The 20161-nt window shown below is 59.0% G+C and carries 15 protein-coding genes; 10 read left to right on the top strand and 5 right to left on the bottom strand.

All coding sequences use genetic code 11. The annotated features are described in order from the left end of the window. The first annotated feature begins 585 nt into the window (after positions 1 to 585). From NA78x_RS19860 to NA78x_RS19835, 6 genes are all read left to right on the top strand, one after another. Positions 586 to 1659, top strand: a complete 1074-nt coding sequence (locus NA78x_RS19860) for a tetratricopeptide repeat protein (RefSeq protein ID WP_425614115.1) — start codon at positions 586 to 588, stop codon at positions 1657 to 1659. Positions 1660 to 1721: 62 nt separating this feature from the next. After that, a complete protein-coding gene (locus NA78x_RS19855) occupies positions 1722 to 2942 on the top strand; it encodes an NPCBM/NEW2 domain-containing protein (RefSeq protein ID WP_425614114.1) in 1221 nt (406 codons plus the stop codon). Beyond that, complete coding sequence (locus NA78x_RS19850; RefSeq protein ID WP_425614113.1) at positions 2939 to 4942, top strand: S1C family serine protease; 2004 nt, start codon at positions 2939 to 2941, stop codon at positions 4940 to 4942. Before NA78x_RS19855 ends, NA78x_RS19850 begins: the two co-directional genes overlap by 4 nt. A gap of 40 nt (positions 4943 to 4982) precedes the next feature. Beyond that, entirely contained in the window at positions 4983 to 6011 is a 1029-nt protein-coding gene (locus tag NA78x_RS19845) for a S1C family serine protease (protein WP_425614112.1), read from the top strand. Between the two features lie 40 nt (positions 6012 to 6051). Continuing rightward, the gene (locus NA78x_RS19840; RefSeq protein WP_425614111.1) at positions 6052 to 7185 is read left to right on the top strand and encodes a S1C family serine protease; all 1134 of its coding nucleotides are present in this window, start codon (positions 6052 to 6054) and stop codon (positions 7183 to 7185) included. 11 nt (positions 7186 to 7196) lie between these two features. Continuing rightward, positions 7197 to 7376: a hypothetical protein gene (locus NA78x_RS19835; protein WP_425614110.1), complete on the top strand. Its 180-nt coding sequence runs from the start codon at positions 7197 to 7199 to the stop codon at positions 7374 to 7376. A 14-nt stretch (positions 7377 to 7390) separates the two neighbouring features. On the opposite strand, the gene ruvB is transcribed toward NA78x_RS19835, so the two are convergent. From ruvB to nth, 3 genes are all read right to left on the bottom strand, one after another. Further along, the gene (gene ruvB / locus NA78x_RS19830) at positions 7391 to 8419 is read right to left on the bottom strand and encodes a Holliday junction branch migration DNA helicase RuvB (protein ID WP_425614109.1); all 1029 of its coding nucleotides are present in this window, start codon (positions 8417 to 8419) and stop codon (positions 7391 to 7393) included. Positions 8420 to 9195: 776 nt separating this feature from the next. Further along, complete coding sequence (locus tag NA78x_RS19825; RefSeq protein WP_425614108.1) at positions 9196 to 9411, bottom strand: hypothetical protein; 216 nt, start codon at positions 9409 to 9411, stop codon at positions 9196 to 9198. 56 nt (positions 9412 to 9467) lie between these two features. Continuing rightward, on the bottom strand, positions 9468 to 10145 hold the full coding sequence (gene nth / locus NA78x_RS19820) for an endonuclease III (protein ID WP_425614107.1): 678 nt from the start codon (positions 10143 to 10145) through the stop codon (positions 9468 to 9470). Between the two features lie 140 nt (positions 10146 to 10285). Between nth and NA78x_RS19815 the strand changes: the two genes are divergently transcribed. The 3 genes from NA78x_RS19815 to NA78x_RS19805 are packed head-to-tail and all read left to right on the top strand — an operon-like array spanning position 10286 to position 14608. Further along, positions 10286 to 11074 carry a hypothetical protein gene (locus NA78x_RS19815; RefSeq protein ID WP_425614106.1) on the top strand — a complete coding sequence of 263 codons (789 nt, stop codon included), beginning with the start codon at positions 10286 to 10288 and terminating at the stop codon, positions 11072 to 11074. 40 nt (positions 11075 to 11114) lie between these two features. Further along, positions 11115 to 13760: a hypothetical protein gene (locus NA78x_RS19810; protein WP_425614105.1), complete on the top strand. Its 2646-nt coding sequence runs from the start codon at positions 11115 to 11117 to the stop codon at positions 13758 to 13760. A gap of 38 nt (positions 13761 to 13798) precedes the next feature. Then, a complete protein-coding gene (locus tag NA78x_RS19805; protein ID WP_425614104.1) occupies positions 13799 to 14608 on the top strand; it encodes an SDR family NAD(P)-dependent oxidoreductase in 810 nt (269 codons plus the stop codon). Here NA78x_RS19805 and NA78x_RS19800 read toward each other — a convergent pair whose 3' ends face one another. Further along, positions 14609 to 18121: an efflux RND transporter permease subunit gene (locus NA78x_RS19800; protein ID WP_425614103.1), complete on the bottom strand. Its 3513-nt coding sequence runs from the start codon at positions 18119 to 18121 to the stop codon at positions 14609 to 14611. It abuts the gene before it with no gap. 538 nt (positions 18122 to 18659) lie between these two features. Here NA78x_RS19800 and NA78x_RS19795 point away from each other — a divergent pair. Further along, positions 18660 to 18971: a hypothetical protein gene (locus NA78x_RS19795; protein ID WP_425614102.1), complete on the top strand. Its 312-nt coding sequence runs from the start codon at positions 18660 to 18662 to the stop codon at positions 18969 to 18971. A gap of 9 nt (positions 18972 to 18980) precedes the next feature. Here NA78x_RS19795 and NA78x_RS19790 read toward each other — a convergent pair whose 3' ends face one another. After that, complete coding sequence (locus tag NA78x_RS19790; RefSeq protein WP_425614101.1) at positions 18981 to 20114, bottom strand: GTPase; 1134 nt, start codon at positions 20112 to 20114, stop codon at positions 18981 to 18983. Positions 20115 to 20161: the final 47 nt, after the last annotated feature.

Below are 20161 nucleotides of genomic sequence, written 5' to 3'. Positions count from 1 at the left end.
GGTGAAGATGAACGAGGCCTGGCCATCATCAAGCAAGACGGGCAGTCCGACCGCATCCCGCTGGCCTTCAAAGCTCAGCAGGCGCTTGAGATCATTCTCGATGATGGTACCAGCGTGGTCTTTCCGGATGTGGTCGAACAACTGCGAGACGATTTGATCACGGTCGGTACGCTCCTTTCGGATAACCTCCGCACGGACGGTTACACGCAAACGATGCAGCGAGAAATTGAGATCACGCTCGAAGAACTAATCGAATCGTTGCAAAAAGCCCAGAAGCAAAAAGACGGCGGCGAGGGTGGCGGCGGCGGTGGTGGTGGAGGCAACGAGCCTTTGCTGCCTAACTCGGCCGAACTGAAGTTGCTGCGGGCTGCTCAGCTTCGTGTGAATCGCCGTACGGAATCGCTCGAGTCGGCTCGTCCAGCAGAAGGTGAATTCGACGACGTGCTGAAGGGTGAAGTTCGCAAGGTTTCGGAGCGGCAGTCGGATATCGGCGAAATGACCATCCGCATTTTGGAACGCAGCGGTAAGTAGTGAGTCGGTTCGCAGCTCGGTTTGATGACAGGATTGGAAACAGGAGTTCGCACGATGGTTCGGCAATCGCTTCGATGGTTCACAAGTGTCGTGCTGACCCTTGGCCTCGTCTGGTCTGCCTCCGCAGCTGATACCACCGATCAGGTGCTCGATCGCTTTGTCAAAGAACTGGCCGAGCGCAAAGAACTCCCGGACGAAGCTCGGCAGCAGATCAAGCAGTTGGTGCTCTCGCTGCGGGCAGATCCTGAAGGGAAGTCGGTTGCGGTGACTGAAGCCCTGCGCGCGATGAGTCCCGACTATCAACAAGCCTTAACCGACCTCGGTGATGAAAACCTCAGTAGTGCGCTCCCCGCACTCGCAAAATTGACCAAGTCGAGCGACACCTGGCTCGCCACCGATGCAGCTTATTTTCTGGCGCGAGGTTACTTGATTGGAGAACGCTTTGAAGAAGCGATGCCACTACTTGAGCAGTTGCGCGGCAAGTCGGTGAACCATTCCACGCATCAAGGCGAAAGTCTGTTCCTGCAAGGCGTCGCGCAGATTCAACTGCTGAAGCACAAAGAGGCAATGGAATCGCTGACGAAGTTTTTGAAGGACTATCCGGCCTCTCCCGAACGAATGCGAGTCGCTGCCTTCCGTCAAATCGAACAGTTGAAGCTGGTGGAAGAAGGAACCTTGTCGGACGTGCAACTGCGGATGGAATACAGTCGGCGTAAATTGGGGTTGGAAGATACCGGCAAAGAAACTCGCGACCAGCAAGACCGCATCGTCGATATGCTTGCCAAACTGATCAAGGCCGCTGAAGAGAAAGAATCGCAAGGCAAGGGCAAAGGCGAAGGCCAGAAGAAGCCCGGCGAACAACAGGGCGAAGGGAGTGAGGGAGAAGGCCAGGGTCAAGGACAAGGACAGGGCCAAGGTGGAACTCAAGGTGGCGGCAGCAAGGGAACCGATGGCGAAGCCGTCAAACGACTGCATCGTGGCGGCCCGCAGAGCCCTTGGAGCCAACTTCGCGACAAGGATCGCGATCCCGTTTACAGTGCCATCAAGGAGAAGTTTCCCGGACGTTATCAGCAGTTGATCGAACAGTACTATAAGAGCTTCCAGGACGGGAACGACGGCGGCGAGTGATTCACTTTGAGTCATGCGTCCTTGACTAGAGTCGGCCCAGCTGCGGCAAGTATGATAGAGGCATGGTGTTTCGCGACTTAAGAATCCGGCTGTGGGATGTGGCGCTCTCGGTGCTCGTCCTCTTACTTTTCTGCGTTGGTGCGCTTGCTGCACAATCGCCTGCAACAGGTCCTCAGATCACATTGCTAGACGGTAAGACGTACCCAGCAGTCGATTTGAAACTTACGGGCACGGAGCTATCCGCCACCGGGCTTCCTGGCGGAATCTCGCTCGACGATGTCCGCTCGATTGCTTCGAGCTCTGGAGCACCTCTGCCTCCGATCGAAAAGCCAACCGTCATTGTAGAACTGGCCGGCGGTGGCAGCATTGCCGCGAAGCAAGTGACGATTGCAGATGATCAATGCACGATCGCCTGGTCTCTGGGCGACCCGTTGAAGGTCGCCATCGACGCCGTGCGTTCGATCCGCTTTCAGCCCACGGTGATGAATGACGAATTCACGAAATCATTAGCCGCTCCGTCCGCGGACGTCGATAAAATCTTCGTGACCATCGAAGGAAAGATCGACAGTGTGACCGGTCTGGTGAACAAACTGACCGAGACGGAAATTTCCGTCGAGCTTGATGGTCAGGTTCGCAACTTGCCGCGAGAACGGGTCTTCGGCGTCGTGGTGGCGCTGGCCGCACCCGAAACTCGTCTTCCTCGTTGCACGTTTCAACTGCGCGATGGTTCGGTCATCGGTGGCGATCTCACTTCGCTGGCGGATGGCAAAGCCGAAATTCAAATCGGTGCTACGAAGACTTCCATTCCTTGGGATGCAGTGCAACGAGTTGCGGTGCGCTCGTCGCGCATTGCGTATCTGTCTGATCTCAAACCAACCTCCGTTAAACAGCAAGCGTTTGTGACCCTGGCTCGCCCGTGGCAGAAAGATCGCAGTGTGACTGGACGCACGCTCACGCTGGGCGGCCGAACCTTCGAAAAGGGAATCGGCGTTCAATCGCAAAATGAACTGACTTTCGACGCACCGGAAGGCTACGACGTGCTTGCCGCGACGATCGGCATTGATGCCGACGCTGCCGGCAAAGGCGATTGTGTGTTTGAAGTGCTGGTCGACGGCCAGCGACTATTCTCCGAACGTGTGCGCGGAAGCGATCCCCCCAAGGACATTCAAGTTCCCGTGGCCCGCGGCAAACAGGTCACGCTCGCCGTTCTGCCTGGTGCCGATCTCGATCTGGCAGATCATGCCGATTGGGCTGAAGTCCGTTTGATGCGAAACAAAAAATGAATACTCTCCCGACCGTGTCTCGCTGGTCTCTGGCTCGCTGGTGCGTTGCCATCGCGGTCATCTTGGGCAGCAGCTATTCGCTTGGCCGTGTGAGAGCGGCGGAAGCCGATGAAGAGATCTCGGCAACGGAACTGGCTGCCATTCGCGCGGCGGAAGAAGCCCGCATCTCGGCCATCGACGGCGTCTATGGCTCGGTGGTCGCCATCTATGGCAACGATCGCAAAGGTGGCGGCTCCGGAGTGCTTTACGATCCGGCCGGCTACGCCCTGACGAATCACCACGTCGTCGCTGGTGCCGGCGTTGAAGGCTGGGCTGGCCTAGCAGATGGCAAGCTTTATCGCTGGAAGCTGATCGGGACTGATCCGGGCGGTGATGTGGCGATCATTCAACTGCAAAGCAAAGACAAGTTCCCTACGGCGCCGCTCGCCGATTCCGAGCGAGTGCGCGTCGGCGACTGGGCGATGGCGATGGGCAATCCCTTCGTTCTGGCTGAAGATCAACGCCCCACAGTCACGCTGGGGATCGTCAGCGGCGTGCACCGCTATCAGCCTGGCTCGGGCATGAATCAACTGGTGTATGGCAACTGCATTCAGGTCGATAGCTCGATCAATCCAGGTAACTCGGGCGGCCCGCTCTTCAGCCTGCGTGGCGAAGTGATCGGCATCAACGGCCGCGGCAGTTTCGAAGAACGTGGCCGCGTGAATGTCGGCCTCGGCTATGCCATCTCGTCGAACCAGGTGCGTAACTTCATTCCCGAATTGCTCGCTACCAAGCTGGCCCAGCATGGCACGCTCGACGCCCAGTTCGGCAATCGAGCAGGGGGCGTGATCTGTCAGTCATTGAACCTTGACTCGTCCGTCGCCAAGGCGGGGCTCGAACTGAGCGATCGCCTGGTTGCCTTCGAGGGAGTGAAGATCATCGATGCCAACCAGTTCACCAATCTGGTGACCATCTATCCCGCAGGTTGGCCCGTGACGCTCACCTTTGAACGCGAAGGCGTGCAGAAGACTGTCATCGTTCGGTTGACCGCTCTTCCGTATGAACCCATCGTCAAAGAGCAACCGAAGATCGAACCTGCTCCCCAGCCGGATAAGCCTGCTGAAGAAAAGAAGCCCAAAGAGAAAAAGCCAGAAGACAAAAAACCAGCGGCAGAGAAACCGGCTGAGCCCACTGCTCAAGAGGAGCAGGGCGAGAAACCAGCGGACAAGCCAGCTGAAAAAGAGACTCCCAAACTGCCGATGCCGATCATCAAGATGCCTGGCCAGAAACCCAACTTCGGCAAGGCCGGTGAAATTCGCGATGCCAAGCTGAATGCCCGCATCGCGGGCGAACTCGCCGGTCGGTGGCAAGCGGCCGCACGTTCAACGGCTGCGGAATCTGGCGAGAAGACAGGCCTAACGCTCGTCAGCGATATCTTCCGGCAAGAGACCAAGGTGGGCACTCAATCACTCACGTTCACCAGCGATGGACACGCCCTGGCTCGCCACGAAATCGATGGCAAGACAACGACAGTTGGCTTCGATGGCCAGAAGTATTGGCAACAGGTGGGCGACAATGCCGCCCAGGAGATCTCCCCCGCCAAGGCTCATCGCGATCCTCATTTTGCCCAGGCAACGGTGCTCGCAGGTCTACTGCAGCAACAAAGTTGGCAGGATGCCGGCAAGCTTGCCTTGGATGGTTCGGATAAGGCCGCGGGCCGGCTCTGCTATCGCTTTTCCCTCACCGACAAAGACAGCGAGCAACTATTCGTCTGGCTCAGCGTGGTGAACGACAAGTTGCAGCCCGAGATTCAACTCGTGAAGTCGGGCGTTGGCATCGACGACGATGAACCAATCGCCAGCACGATCTATCGCCAGTGGAAGCTTGCCGCCAATGTGAACCTGCCTTACGAGCGAACCCTCGTTCGCAAGCTGGCTGAAGAAGAACAGCTCCGGATCGTCACCACCAACGTGACGGCTCTCGACGAGGCCGAGTCCAGCTTGTTCCAGTTGCCGAAGTAACCGACCAGCAAAGCCGCCGCTCCTGCGAAGGATTGACCTCATGCTCCATAAGCTTACTTCCCTTGGCTTTGCGATCATCTTGTTCGTTGCCTCTTGGTCGCATGCTCAGGAAGCTCTGGATAACGGCCCGTTCGACGCCGCAGTCGCTGCGGCCCAAAAACGCGTGGTCAAAATCTATGGCGCGACGATCGGTCGTACGCCCGGCTATGCGACGGGAATTATCATCTCGCCCGATGGCCAAATCGTCACGGCCAACGGTGTGTACCTGGGCGAGGGAAGCGTGCGGGTGACCATGCCCGACGGCAGCCAGCAGCAGGGCGAAGTGGTCCGCCGCAGCCAGTCGCTGCAAACGGCTCTGCTCAAGGTGAATGTGCAGACGCCCGATTACTTCGCTCTTCCCGACCAGCCCGCTGCCAAAAAAGGAGACTGGGTCCTGGCCGTCAGCAACGCCTTTAAAGTCGCCGATGGTGCCGAGCCACTGAGTGTGAATATCGGAGTGTTGTCGCTGCGAGTGCGGCTCGATGCCCGCCGTGGCTACAACGACTTCCCCTACGAAGACGATGTCTTTTTAATCGATGCAATCACCAGCAACCCCGGTGCAGCAGGTGGAGCCGTGGTCAACGCGCAGGGAGATCTGGTTGGCCTGATTGGCAAAGTGATCGAAGGGAAAACAACTGGCACTCGCCTGAACTATGCGGTCCCAGCAGACTTGCTCGTCAAGTTCATCCGGGGCGAAGAAGCCCCGCCCATGGTCACGGTTACGCCCGCTGGCCAAAAGGGCGAACTCGGCATCCGCCTGTTTGCTCTCGGCGGTCGCAAAAGCCCGGCCTATATCGACCGCGTGATTTCCGGCAGCCCAGCCGCCGAGGCTGGCCTCAAGACCGACGATCTCGTCGTCTCGATCAACGGCGAAGTCGTCCGCGACTCGGGCGACTATCGCCGCCTGTCGGAAAACGTGATTGCCGGTGTTGAAGTGATCATCGAGGTTAAACGCAAGAACGATCTGCTGAGCATTCACCTCAAGCCCACTCCGCTCAAGGCCGGCATTCCGTCGCTGAATCTCCCCTAATGCTGCACGCTCCAACTTTGGTTGGGAAACGATATCTCCGATGAACTACTCTCCTTCGCTGCTTGCTCCGTTCGGTCTCGGTCTATTGCTATCGACGGCCATGCTCCCCGCGCAAGAGCCCACGGCCGTCGATGTCAAAGCCCAGCAACTGCAGATTGCTCAAGGGACGTTGCTCGCTCCCAAGGCGTTCCGCGCGGCGGCCAAAAAGGTGCTGCCGTCACTGGTGACCATCGAAAGCATCGGCGGCTTGTCCTCGGGCATCTCCGCCGCGGGCATTCAAGCGCCGGGCGAAGGCCCCACCAGCGGCGTGATCATTTCGCCCGATGGTTACATCGTCACCAGCACCTTCAACTTCATTCGCAAGCCACCGATCATCACCGTCACGCTTCCCGCGGGCGAACGCAAGGTTGCTCAGCTGCTCGGCCGCGATGAGACTCGCAAGATCTGCGTGCTCAAGATCGAAGGAGTCACCAACCTGCCAGTACCTGCTTTGGCAGATCGCCAGAATCTAAAAGTTGGTCAGTGGGCCGTGGCCCTGGGCATCGGCTTTGGCGGCAACGAACCATCGCTGACGGCGGGCATCATCTCGGCGACCAGTCGCATCGGGGCCAAGGCCGTGCAGACCGATGCCAACCTCAGCCCGGCCAACTACGGTGGACCACTCATTGATCTTGAAGGACGTGTCATCGGCATCTGCGTGCCGCTCAATCCGCAGTCGCGTGACGAAGGCGCTGGTGTCGATTGGTACGATTCGGGCATTGGCTTCGCGGTTCCGCTCGCCGGCAACGACAAGGTGCTCGAGGCCCTCAAAGCCGGCAAGACCTTGCAGCCTGCCTTTCTCGGTGTGCAAAGCGAGCCCAAGGGCACTCCACCCGTGGGAGCGACGGTAGTGAAGATCGTCCCCAAGTCTCCCGCCGAAACGGCCGGTATCAAGGAAGGGGATCGCCTCCACTCGATCGACGGCACCGAGATCCTCGACGTCACTCACCTGCAGTCCGTCATCGCTCGCTACAATGCCGGCGACAAAGCCACCATCAGCATAGCCCGCGGCGAAGACAAGCTTGATGTCTCTGCTGAGTTCGGCACGCCTCCGGTTCAGTCGAAGGCACCGCCGAAAACTGAGCCAGGTAAGAAGCCGATGCCCAAACCCGAAGAGCCCAAGAAGCCAGAATAAGACGAGCCATCATGAAGTGCATCGCTGGAGCGATCATCATCCTCGCTGGGGCGATTTTGGCATCTGCTGCGATGCTTGCTGCTAGTCAAAGTAAGGATGTATATGGCATTGAAATCGCCTTAGGCCTTGGAGCGGCAACCATGTTCCTGGGCCTCGTGATCTTCGTGGCCTACCGACAAGATCCGAATTGATCGCCTGGCACTACTTACTCCAACAGCGACCGGTCATTCTCTTTCGGCTTCTCGGCAGGCTTAATCTGCAAATGCTGATAGGCCTTGGTGGTGACCACGCGGCCGCGCGGCGTGCGCACCACTAACTCGCTGCGAAGCAGGAACGGCTCCACTTCGTCCGAGAGCGTATCCGTGGCCAGGTTCATCGTATGAGCGACCGCATCGACGCCGACCGGTCCGCCGCCAAAGACGCGAATGATCGTCTCAAGGTAGCCCCGATCCTGCTTATCGAGCCCCAGCACGTCGACCCCCGCCATTAACAGTGCCGCGCGGGCCACTTCGAGCGTGGCGCTGCCGCCCGCTTTGCTGTCGGCATAGTCCCGCACCCAGCGCAAACGGTTGTTGGCCACCCGCGGGGTGCCACGGCTGCGGCGGGCAATCTCGACGGCCGCGTCATCCGTAATCGGAATCTGCAACTTGCGACTGTTGCGGCGAATGATCTCGACGAGTTCCTCCACCGTGTAAAAGCCCAGGTGCTCGCGAATGTGAAAGCGATCGCGTAGCGGTCCCGATAACATACCCGCCCGTGTGGTGGCCCCAATCAGCGTGAACTGCTTCAGCTTGAGATTGATCGTTCGGGCGTTCACCCCTTCGCCCAGGACAATGTCCAGGCGAAAGTCCTCCATGGCGGTGTACAGGTACTCTTCCACCGGCTTGGGCATGCGGTGAATCTCGTCGATAAAGAGGACCGCCCCTTCTTCGAGATTCGTCAGGTACGGAATCAGGTCCTTGGGCGCTTTCAACGCCGGACCGCTGGAAGTCACCAGCGGCACGTTCATCTCGCGCGGAATGCAGGTGGCGAACGTCGTCTTGCCGAGTCCCGGCGGGCCGTCGAACAGAATGTGCCCCAAGGGCTCACCCCGTTTGCGGGCCGCATCGAGCACGATGTCCAGCCGTTGCATCACTTCCCGCTGGCCGACCATATCGGCGATCCGCTGAGGGCGCAGGTCTCTCTCTGGATCTTCGAGATCGTTGCCCGCAGTGACTATTGGCTCGCGCGCCATCCGCGTCCATCCAGTGAACAGTTGTTGACGTAAGGCACTTAATATACCCAACGCCCGCAGACTTCAGTAGGTCACTTGCCCACTCGCCAGCATGATTTGCCTTTCCCGTGAACGGGCCGTTTTGATAACCATTTAGCAACTTTTTCGCCGATAACTTTTTGCCGCAAGTCCTTACTCGACTAGCAGCTGCGACGACTCATAGTCGAAAAACGGCGAACAAGTGATAACCATTTGATAACCACTTTGGCATCATTTGAAAACTACCTACTCAGCCTCGTTTTACAGAATCTCCAACTCATTCACTGCTCAATCAGGCATTGGCCAAGGGCAAATGATTACCCCCTAATCCTTTGCCTCCACACGTCACCGCCCCTTGCGGCACTTGTTCATTTTCCTTGCTCCTACCGCCACCGCCCCTGCGGCGCTTGTTCATTTTCCTTGCTCCTATCGCCACCGCCCCTGCGGCGGTGGTTCATTGGCTTTTGCACTAGCTGCGGCCGTTACCCTCTCTGCCGGAACATCGCGGCGTACCGCTTGTTGCCGGCCTACATTGCTTTCTCCTACCGCCACCGCCCCTGCGGCGGTGGTTCATTGGCTTTTGCACTAGATTTTCCCATCGACGTAAGTCTCTTACTCGGCCCTCACACTGGAAGAACTGTGTTCACAAACTCAGGCGGTCTTTGAACGCGACCTGCAGTATCTCTCGGGTTTGGCGCACCTGAGTCTTCACAACCCCCCAGGGTTTGTGAACACCCACCCTTTCGCGCGTTTTGAACTTACGTCAACACAAGCGGCACGACACCACTCTTCAGCCAATCACAGCGACCATTTTCGCCCTGCGGTTCAACCAGGATTTCAAAGACCGAGGGCACTGCGCGCGGCACTACCTCCAGGTATTTGACGCCGCGCCTGTGACTAGTCTGGTCACGAGCCAGCGAGATTTCCGACATTCTCGTCAGCGTGAACGTGAGCATCAGGTAGCGCCCGTCCATTCCGGATGCGTCCGCGTGCGGAAATGGACCACAGCGGAAAGTGAACAGGGAGGGAGTTACGCCTCCTTTTTGATCCCGATTTGCTCGACGCCGATCTGCGGGCAGAACTTGAGCATCAGGCAGTCGTTGCAGAGCGGCTTGCGCGCTTTGCAGATCTGGCGGCCGTGATGAATGAGCCGGTGCGAGAAGTCGATCCAGCTGGCTTGGGGGACGATCGGCAGCAGGTCCTTTTCGATCTTCACGGCATCCTGGTTGATGGTGAGGCCGAGGCGATTCGTCAGTCGCGTGACGTGGGTATCGACCACGATGCCCGAGGGGATTCCAAACGAAGTTCCCAGCACCACGTTGGCCGTCTTGCGACCGACGCCGGGTAGCTGGACCAATTCTTCGAGCGTGCGGGGAACTTCTCCCCCGTGCTTGTCGACCAGTTGCTGGCAACAGCCTTTGATGTTCTTGGCCTTCATGCGAAAGAAGCCAGCGCTTTGAATGAACTTCTCGAGCTTGGCGACAGGCAAGTCCACAATCGACTGCGGCGTGGCGTGATGCTGAAAGAGTTCCTTGGTCACGATGTTGACTCGTTCGTCGGTACATTGCGCCGAGAGTATCGTCGCGATCAGCAGTTGAAACGGACTGTCGTGAACCAGCGCGCATTCGGCATTCGGATAGCCCTGCTCCAGAGCCTTTACCACTTTGTTGGCCTGGCGTTTATTCTGGGCGACGGGAGTTGCAGTCATGGGTTGTCGGTCGTTTCGGGGAATCTACGTTTCAGAGAATCGGCAGCGAGTTTAGTTGACCATCATAGCGAAATCGCTCATAACGAACGCGTGAGCAGGACGGCTGGGCTAACGTCCGCGGGAGGGGTGGGGCTATGCAGATGATTCGATCTCGAACCTTGCTAATGGGCAGTCTATGGGTTGCCCTGGTGGCGTGCTTCGTGCGCGCAGAGCTCGCGAGCGCTCAACAGGTGAATGTTGGCGCGCCGCTGAATAACGTCGGGCACAGTTTTTACGAGAACATCGGCACTCGTTGGGGAGCCCGTGGTCCAGGCTGGTTCTTCAATTTTGGTGGTCCGCCGCCCGCGCCCGCTTTTGGTGGCTTCGACCCGAATGCGGGTGCGAATATCGGCGGTGGATTTAAGGCTGGCAATACGAGCGGCTTCTTTGGGCTGAATGTGGGCCAAGGGGCCAACTCGACGATGGTTTCGCAGACGCCCAGTGTGACGATTCCGAATGGAGGGAATGGTTTCTTCATCGACGGGACGTTCCGCCCGTTTGTCACCTCCATTACACCGGTCGTCGGAGACAATTCGGACCCCAGCCCGCTGCGGGAACGATTGCGGCGGATGCAGGCTCAAAAAGAAGCCGGCATTGCGTCGCCCGGCGACGATCAACCAGCTCCAGCGCCATCCGGTGGTGGCGGTGGAAGCTCGGTTCGCAGCAGCGCCGATCGGGGCGATTTAAGTGTCGCCGAAATCAAGGCGGCTGCCGCGGCCGCGGAACAATCGCACGATGACGAACTTGCGGCCATCCTCGAAAAAGCGAAGGGGGCCGAAGCAGCTGGTAAGGCGGGAGTGGCGAGGATTTATTATGAAATGGCTGCCCGCCGCGCGACAGGCGAACAGCAGCGGTCGATCCTGGATCATCTCAAGACGCTGCCTCGCTAAACCTCCCACGATCAACTCACCCCTGCCGCGAGCCCCGCCGATGAACAGGTCGTTACTACTGTTGCCGGCGATTGTGGCCGGTTCGTTGCTCTCCGGCATGGTGGCCCATGCTCAGCCGGCGCAGGACGCGTTCAAGTCGGTCGACGCCGCGATTCAAGCTCTCGGGGCCGATGAATTTCCCACTCGCCAACTGGCGAGCGAGTATCTGTGGCACGCGGGAGGCCCCGCGCAACAAGCACTGGAGCTTGCCACCAAGAGCAACGATGCCGAAGTGAGGCTGCGGGCGACTGTGGTGCTGCGTAAGATCCGCCTCGGCATCACTCCCGACACACCGCTCGAAACGCAAGAGCTGATTAACCGCTTCTATGACGGCGACCGCAATGCCCGTCAGCAGGTCATTAACGAACTGCGGCAGAAGGGCTCGTTCAAGCAGCTGTTTGCCCTCATGCAGTCGGAAACCGATGAGGCGTTTCGCAAGCAGTTCTTCAGCACCATGCAGGCTGACGTGCAGCGATTCGCGCCGCAAATGGTCGCTAGCGGCGATTGGTCGCTGTTGGAGCAATGGCTCGAACTGGGCAAAGCGACGGACGTCGGCCAGGGCCAATTCATTGCCTATTCGCTACTGCGCGGCAAGCTTCCCGAGCAACTGAAACTGGCCGAAGAAGAGCTCGCCAAGAAGCAGGACGACTCTGCTCTTGTCGCTCGCATTGCTCTGCTGCAGCGAGCCCAGGGGAACACTCAGAAAGCACTTGAGGTGATTCTGGCGGGCCCCAGTGACCCCAAACTGGCTGCCGCGCTTTTTCGCGAACAGGGACAATGGCCCGCAGCGCTCGAGCAGCTGACAAAGGCTCCCAGCAAGGTTACGCGCGAGCTATTGGCCGAGCAGGCGCTCGAAGCGGCCTTTCAACGGCTGCGTGGTGATCTGCCGCAGTCGCTAGCCGTGCTCGAAAAGCTCAGTGCGCAATCCAAGACCGAAGATGTCTGGTTTGGTGCCAAGACAATGCTGCTCAATGAGCGGCCTCAACAGGCAACGGAACTGCTGAAAGATGGCTTGCAGCCGCTCGCGTTCGATTTGCTCTCGCAGCGGCAAGAGCATCAGGCAGCGCTCGATTTGGTGGGCCTGAAGGACGACACCAAGTTCAGCCTCGATTGGTACAACCAACTCACCGGCCAACAGCAGGTGCGAACCAGCCGTTCGGTCGATCGCTTCTCGTTTGCGGTGAGCATTGCCGCGGAACTGCGGATGTTGGGCAAGCAGAGTCAGTACGAACAGCTTCGCGCGCTGCTGCAGTCGATCGCGGAGACCGATGACTCGCGCGGGCAGTACTGGCATCAACTGGCTCGGCTGGAACGGCAACCCGGTCGACAGCGAGAACTGCTCTCGTTGTACGGACGAGCCGTTGGCCGTAATCCCCAGAGTGTCTGGTCGCAATTGTTCGCCAAGAAGCTTGCCCGCGCTCAGACCTGGTGGGATGCACTTGAAGGGGATGCTCGCTGGCAAGATCCGGCGGCGCGACTCGATGCGATCGCAGTGGCGATGCAACCGGCCACTTATGCCCAGCAGGTGGAAGTCGATTGGCCCGCGCTCGCCAAGTATGCCACCACAAAGGCCGATGACGGGGCGACTCACAATTCCGTTCGGGGACGGCTGCATGTCGCCCTCGCGGAAGCTTGGTCGGCGCGAGATGACAAAACGAAAGCCGAAAAACATTGGCAAGCAGCAGTTGCTGTGGAGCCGGCCCTGGCCGCCGAATATGGTGAGGTGCTGCTCGCCGAGCAGCGCTGGAACGAAGCGGTTGCGCAGTTTCAACGAGCGACCGACCTCAACCAAGGCAACACCCTGGCGCTCTACTTGCACGGCGTGGCGCTCATTCGGGCCGGCAAGGAAGAGGAAGGCAAAAAGCTGCAATCGACGGCCAACTTGATGGCCCTTGATGCCAACGCGCGCTACGCCCTGGCCCTCGCCCTGCAAGAACGAAATCTCAAGGCGGAGGCCAAGGAGCAGTTTCAATTGCTGCAGCGGACAGGTGTTCCGGATCATCCCCATGTGATGATCGCCTACCAGCACTTGGGGAACATGGCTGCGGAAAAGGAACCTCTGCTCGCAGCCGATCACTGGGAGCAGTTGCGAATTCATCTGCTGCGACCAGGCCTGAATCTGATCGATCAAGCGGGCTATCTCGATCTGGCTGTGTCACTCCATCGGACTCGCGCGCGAGGCTTGCTCGCCCAGAAGGAGCATGACGGCGCGCTGCGAGAGCTGGCAATCTGCGAAGCGATGTTGCCCGGGCATATCAAACTCGTCGAAGACTTTGTCGGTCCCTTGCGCAAGGCTGGACTTGAGAAAGAGGCCGACGGTCTCTTCGAACGAACGTATGCTGTTTATGAGCAATCGATCAAACAGTTTCCCGAGAGTGCGGCGCTGCACAATCAGGCTGCGTGGACGGCCGCGATTGCCGAGCGGCGATTAGACGAAGCCTTGACCATCGCCGAGAGAGCAGTCAAGCTCGCGCCCGAAAGTGCCGCGTACGCCGACACACTGGCGGAGGTCCACTTTGCCCGTGGCGATCGCGAGCAGGCCCTCACCTGGGCGCGCAAAGCGGCGTCGCTGGCTCCCGAATCGAAGAGCTACGAAGAGCGGCTGCAGAGCTTCGCAACGCGCGCGTTGCCGGCCCGCAGCAAGTAAAAAGTTTCACCGAGTTAACAACAGAGAACGGTTCGGCGATGGATTTGCAGATTGCGGGCGAGACCGCCCTCGTGGTGGGTGGAGCCAGTGGAATTGGACTGGCAATTGCGAAGGCGTTTGCGCGCGAAGGCAGCCATGTCGTGATCTGGGATCGTAGCAGCGAAACGGCCGCACGAGCGACGGAAATCGCCGCGCAGTCAGGACACAAAGTCATTGGCCAGTCTGTCGATGCCACGGACTACGCCCAGGTACAAGCGGCAACTCAGGAGGCGATTGCTGAGGTCGAAACGATTCAGCACGTCGTTTACGCGGCTGGTATGGGTTCGGGCAAGTTTGGCTTTCCCTTCTGGAAGCTGGAGCCAGGCGATTGGGACTGCGTGCTGCGGGTGAACTTGCTGGGCGCTGTGAACGTCGCGCATGCGCTCGCCCCGGGACTTGCGCAACGGCAGCAAGGGACGATGCTCTTCATTTCTTCGGTGGCCGGGCAGATTGGATCGCAGACCGACCCGCCCTATTCGGCTGCCAAAGCGGGGCTGATCAACTTCGCCCAGGCTGCAGCGAAGGATCTCGCGCCGCACAGCGTGCGCGTGAACACCATTTGCCCGGGCATGATTCAAACGCCGCTCAACCGCGCGGTGTGGCAAGCCTGGAACGATCAGCAGCCCGCGGAAGCCAAGCGATCGTACGATGACTGGGCCGGCGAAAAGGTCCGCTCCCTCGTTCCGCTCCGCCGCTGGCAAACCCCGGAGGATATCGCCGAATTGGCTGTCTTTCTCGCCTCACCCAAGGCCAACAACATCACCGGTCAAACGATGAATGTTGATGGTGGCTGGGTAATGCACTGGTAATTAGTGCCGTCGGCTGTGCGTGTTGTCCTGCCGCAGGTGGTTCAGCAACGATGCCTTTCCAGCGGGTTGCGGGACGGCATTGCCGGTTGGTTCGCTGGCCATTGCCAGCGGAGCCGGTACAGCTTCGAGCGAATGCACATCGGGCGTTGCTGCGGGCTCTTCGCCCTTGCGCTTGCGAGGCTTGAACACCACGCCAAGCGGGCCAGCCAGCAACGCGGGGAAGAAGATCAATTCCGCGATCACACCCATCCACAAGATGACCAGCATCAGGTAGCCGAAACGCTGGGTCGGTGTGAACGTGCTGAGCGCGAAGACCGAGAGTCCCAGGCCGCTGATGATCGCCGCTTGGAAGGTCGGTGTCGCACAATGTTTATAGGCGGCGAGGATCGCCAGCTTGCGGTCTTTCAGCCGGTCGAGCTCTTCGCGATACCAGTTCAGATAGTGGATCGTATCGTCCACCGCCACGCCCAATGCGATGCTCGCGGTCATCATCGAACCGACGTCCACATCAACACCCAGCCAACCCATGCCACCGAACACCATCAGCACCGGCAGCACGTTGGGAAGCATGGCAACCAGGCCACCCCAGAAGCTGCGGCTGATGAACATCATCAGCGGCGTGATGGTGATGAACGACCAGAACGTGCTTTCGATCAGGCTGTTGAGCAGGGTGCGCTGAGCCTTGTAAACGATCGGCACGACACCGGTGTAAGTTGCGTGGGTAAGCGTTGAATCGGCCTTCACCTTGTGCGCGGCCGAGGTCAGTTCGTTGGTGTTGTCGAACTTGTGGTCGCGAGCATCGACAAACAGCTTGCCGGCGCGGGTCAGGTCGAAGCCTGCGTAAGCCGGTTGATCGCTGATGAGTACGACGCAGTCGAAGGTCGCCAGGTATTCGTTCCAGTTGGCTGGTGCCTGATCGACACCAGCGGTAAAGGTCTTCACCTTCAGACGCTTGACGGTCAGCATGTCGACCAGGGCGCTGCTGAAGATGGCCGTTTGATTGATCGGAGCGGCAACCTTGGGTTGCTGCGCATCGGTGGCAACTACCTCAGCTGCTGGTTCAGCAGCGGCCTTCGGTGCAGGAACACCCAGCAGCAAAATCTTGCTGTTGGCTGGGGACTTGTTGCCCTTTTTGGCGACCAGCTTTTGCATGATCGAGTCGCGTTGTTCCTGAGCCGACAGAATTGGCTCGACAACGTCCTTGAGTTCGTTGATCAGCACGCCGTAGTCGACGCCCTTGGTCGCACCAACACGCAGGCTCACTCGCCACAATTCCGATTGATCTTTTTCGTCGAGACGCAGGTAGTCGCTATGCAGGAACTCTTCGCGATGCGCTTCCAGTCGTTTGCTGGTAGCACCACGCGTGAGCATGCTGCGGCTATCGCCCTTCGGCTCGGGCAAATCGCGGACGAACGTGGCGGCACTCATGGCGCGGCCGATTTTGCCGTTCCCTTCAGCACCGAACTCTTGCTGCACGACGTTTTGAATGCGCGCGGCCAGTTCCATGCGTTCCAGGAAAGGCATCTGCAGTTGGCGTTGAACTTGTTGCAACTCCAACTTGCCAAGTTCCGTGGCAATGTTCTGTTTTTCGGTTGGATCGGAGGCCTGTTCGAGTGCCAGGGTCAATTCGTCGACGCGCAGGTTCTCTTTCGTCAATTCAGCCGAGGCAGGTAGCAGCGAAGCTTGCGGCACTCGCACGACGATTTCCATCGGCACCAGTTCGCCGAGGTTCGCTTCGAGCCACTCGTAGTCCTTGATGATCTTGGCATCAGCATGGAACATGCGGAGCATGTTGACCGACGTGTTGGTGTACATCACGCCGTAGCCCGTGGCGACGATGACGACGAGGCAGACGATCGACACCGCTGCGTGATTGCGAATGATGAAGCCACCGAAGTTGTGCCAAAATCCGCCCAGAAACTTCTCCAGCCACGGCGTATTGTCGCCAGTGCTGGCTTTCTTTTTGCGTACCTGCGGCCAGATCTGCAAAGCGGCGGGCAAGTAAGTGTGTTCGATGATGAGAGTCGCCAGCACACCCAGGCCCGCATAGAACCCAAACTTGCGGATTGGGGCGAGTTCACTCGTAACGAGCGAGAACAGACCAATTGCCGTGGTGACATTGCACAGGAGAGCCGGCTTCCAGCTCTTCTGAATGGCTCGCTCGGGCGCTCCGATGAGGCCCTTCTCTTCGACGGCATCGTAGTAGTAATTGATCGTATGCGCGGCTCCCGAGAGGCCCAGCACATACACCAGTGCGGGCATCGACATGGCGATGGCATCGACGGTATCGCCGAACCACCACATCATCGCGAGCGTCACGACGGCGCTGATGCCACCCACCAGAAACACCATGATCGTGGCCGAAATGGTGCGGAAGCAGGCCATCGACAAGCCGAGCCCCAGAATGGCAGTCATGCCAATCAAGCGCACGAGCGTGATGGATCCTTCTTCATCAATGGCGACGTTGTCGACCGGTGGACCACCGAGGCGCAGTTCCTGCTCCGAGATGTTCGACTCTTGTGCGATTTCGTAGAGTCGGCCACGAGGTTTGCCGAGTCCGCCCCGACCGAGCACCAGATGCAAATTGTGTTTGGCGGCTTCGCTGAGGGTGAGGACCATGCAGGTCTGCTGACCATCTGGCCCGAACAGCATGCCGCTCAGTCGTTCCTTGGCCAGTTCTGGATTGCTGGCCAATTCGCCACCCGGCCGCACCAGGCTTTCGAGCACATCAGGCCCGGTGGTTACCGTCTTGAACAACTGCGCTCGCAGGCGGCGAGGATCGGCGTGGTACCAGGCACCGTCTTCCTTGCCGAACGAATGAACGAGCTTGCCCGAAGCAGGTTCGGTGACGATCTTGCGGCGGATCTCGCGCACGAGCGAGGCCAGCGGAGCATCAACGCCATCCCAGCGAAACAGGTCACCGTCAGGCGTGATGTAGTACCAGCATTCTTCGACGCTGTCGCTATCGGGGTTGGCACGTCCGCGAATCCACTTCTCGCCGCGATTGCCCCAGTTCTCGGCAACTTGAAAGGTGCCGTCCTTGATATTGGGCAGATAGAGTCCCAAGCGGTCACCGATGAAGTCACCTTGGTGCAGGTAACGTGTCGGTGAAGGTAGTTCGGCGACCTTGGTGGTTTCTTCTTCGCTGGTGTTATTCTCTTGCTCTGCTACCTTCGCGGCTGCACTTGCTTCGTCAGCCTTCTTTTCGAGAGCCAGCTTCGTCGGCGGCGTCTCGGGCTGAAGTTTGGCAAGAAACAGCTGATAGCGCTGATCGTCGGCATCGCCGTGGCAGCCGTCCCAGCTGACAACAACGAATTGCTCACTTAAAAAGTGCTGCTTGAACCAGGCGAGCTCGGCAGTCTCGCTGAAGCCCTTCGGCAGCCAGTCGCGCACATCGTTCTTCATTCCCATCACGGACATGCGTGCGCCGCGCAGGGCGAAGGGAACAAGAAAAAACACAACCATCAGCACGATGATCGCACGGCGGCCGAAAAAAGTTGTTTTTTCTGTCATCGCTGCGTGGGGGCTGGCGGGGTGAGGTCGCGGATATCGTCAGCGATGAAATCATCGCCCGTTGATCCGCGCGAAAGGATCGTTGGTTTGCAGATCTGCCAGCACAGCTAGTAAAACCGTTCTGTCAGGCGCAAACCGGGTTATTCTCACCTTCGGCAACGAAGGAAGGTTAGCTTCAAACGGGCACCTGCAGACGGCACGGATTGACTCAAAATCTGCCGTTCGGGGGGCCTTCTTTTACGCAAGCCACCAGGCTTGACTGGGGCGGTACTCCAGCCCGGCAATCTGCCATCACTGCCAGTTTGGAACCAGCCATCCTATCGACGCTGGCCATTGTCGGCAAGTTGCGAATGATCCACCCAAGCAAGCCTGACCGCCGCAAAATCCCGCGCAGGTTTGTGGCCGATTCTGCACACTCAAAAACCGTGAGCTAGAGTTTTCCGAACGCGTAAAGTCTGCGGGCGAGAAGGCTCCCCAGGACTTGCACGGCGAACCCCACCACTCGGTGAGTCGCACGATTTTCTTCGGAGATGCCGCAATGATGTCTGCCTGGCTTGTGTCGTTAGCAATGTCGAGCACCATGGTCCCCCCGGGTCATCCCGTCGAGAATCACGCGCACGTCGCGCACTCCGGACAGCCCACCATTCAACTCTTCGAGCGTCGCGCCGTCGATCGCTCGCGCCGCCTGGCTTGGAACAGCTACGTCGCCGAACTCGATCAGCTTTGGGCTGACTATCGCGCTGCCGGTTCCACGCCCGCCGCCATGGCCGACTACAAGTTCAAAGCGAATGCCGCCAAGATGAAGTACCTGTACAACGATCCCTATCTCGTGCCGATCATCGACGAATAACTGCTGACGTCAGTCGAGTAACATTGCCTGCAGGATTTCTTTCGCCTGCAGCGAGTCGTGTTCGATGACCTCCCGGCAGGCTTGAAGCTGTTCAGTCTGCTGCAAAGTAAACGGGACCGCTGCTCTGGCTGGCGGCACTCGTGGCACTAATCTCTTGGCGATTGCTTGCATCAGTTCCGGCAGCCCTTGCCTGGTTACAGACGAGACTAGCATGCCGGCAATGACTGTTTGCTGATCGGCCCTCGACACAAGATCGCCCTTCGTTCGCACGAGCATAGAGTTACTCACATGCTCATCTTCCGTGAACGATTCATTCGCGGCAACCACGTGCAGAAATAAGTCGGCCGTAGCCATTTCGTGCCGAGCCAGTTCCACGCCGGCGACTTCGAGTTCATCGCTGCTATCACGCAGGCCGGCCGTATCTCGGAGTTCTACCGGCCAGCCCTCGAAGGCCGTTCGCGCGGTAACCACATCACGCGTCGTCCCAGGTAGCTCGCTGATGATCGACCGCTGAAAGCCCAGCAAGGCATTGAGCAGGCTGCTCTTGCCCGCATTCGGCTTGCCGGCAATCACCACTCGCCACGGTTGCGTCAGATGCATTCCGAATGCTGCCCGTGACAGCAGGTCATCAAGTCTCGCAATCGCTTCGTCGATGAACTTCGGCGAACAAAGCAAATCGCCGATTACCTCGATCTCGTTGCTGAGCGCGCCCTGAAACTGGTCGAGCAGGATGAGAGCGGCTCGCTCCGTTAAGGCAGCAGGCAACGCGATTGCTGCGGCTGCTGCGACCGCGTCAGTCGTAGTTTTAGTTGCCCACTCCTGCCAAGTGATGCAGACCGCTCCCTGCGACTCCAATGCCGTCAAAACTGCCTCGCAGGCAGCGGCACCACCGTGGCAGTGTAAGCGGGCCTCCTGTTCGTGCGGAAATGCAACTACGAGCTCTTCGCCCGCGTTGTGTGCAGTTCTGAAGGTTCTGAGCCAGGGCCGTTTGGCTAGATCGGCAACTGTGATCGGCTCCACCAAACAGGCCTTTGCAAAGCGATGGGCATTCGGCCCGCGCAGCGCGATCGTAGCGAGCGCACCACGCCCCGGCGGAGTCAGTTGAGCGACGAAGGTGGTCGATGGATCTTCAGCGGCCAGCATGGAGGGAGTTCACTAGGAGAGTTGTCGGCCCTGTATAGTAACACGCT

Origin of the sequence: Anatilimnocola aquadivae (assembly GCF_049819085.1) — a bacterium.
GTDB lineage: Bacteria > Planctomycetota > Planctomycetia > Pirellulales > Pirellulaceae > Anatilimnocola.
This window is presented reverse-complemented; position numbering and strand designations above follow the sequence as displayed.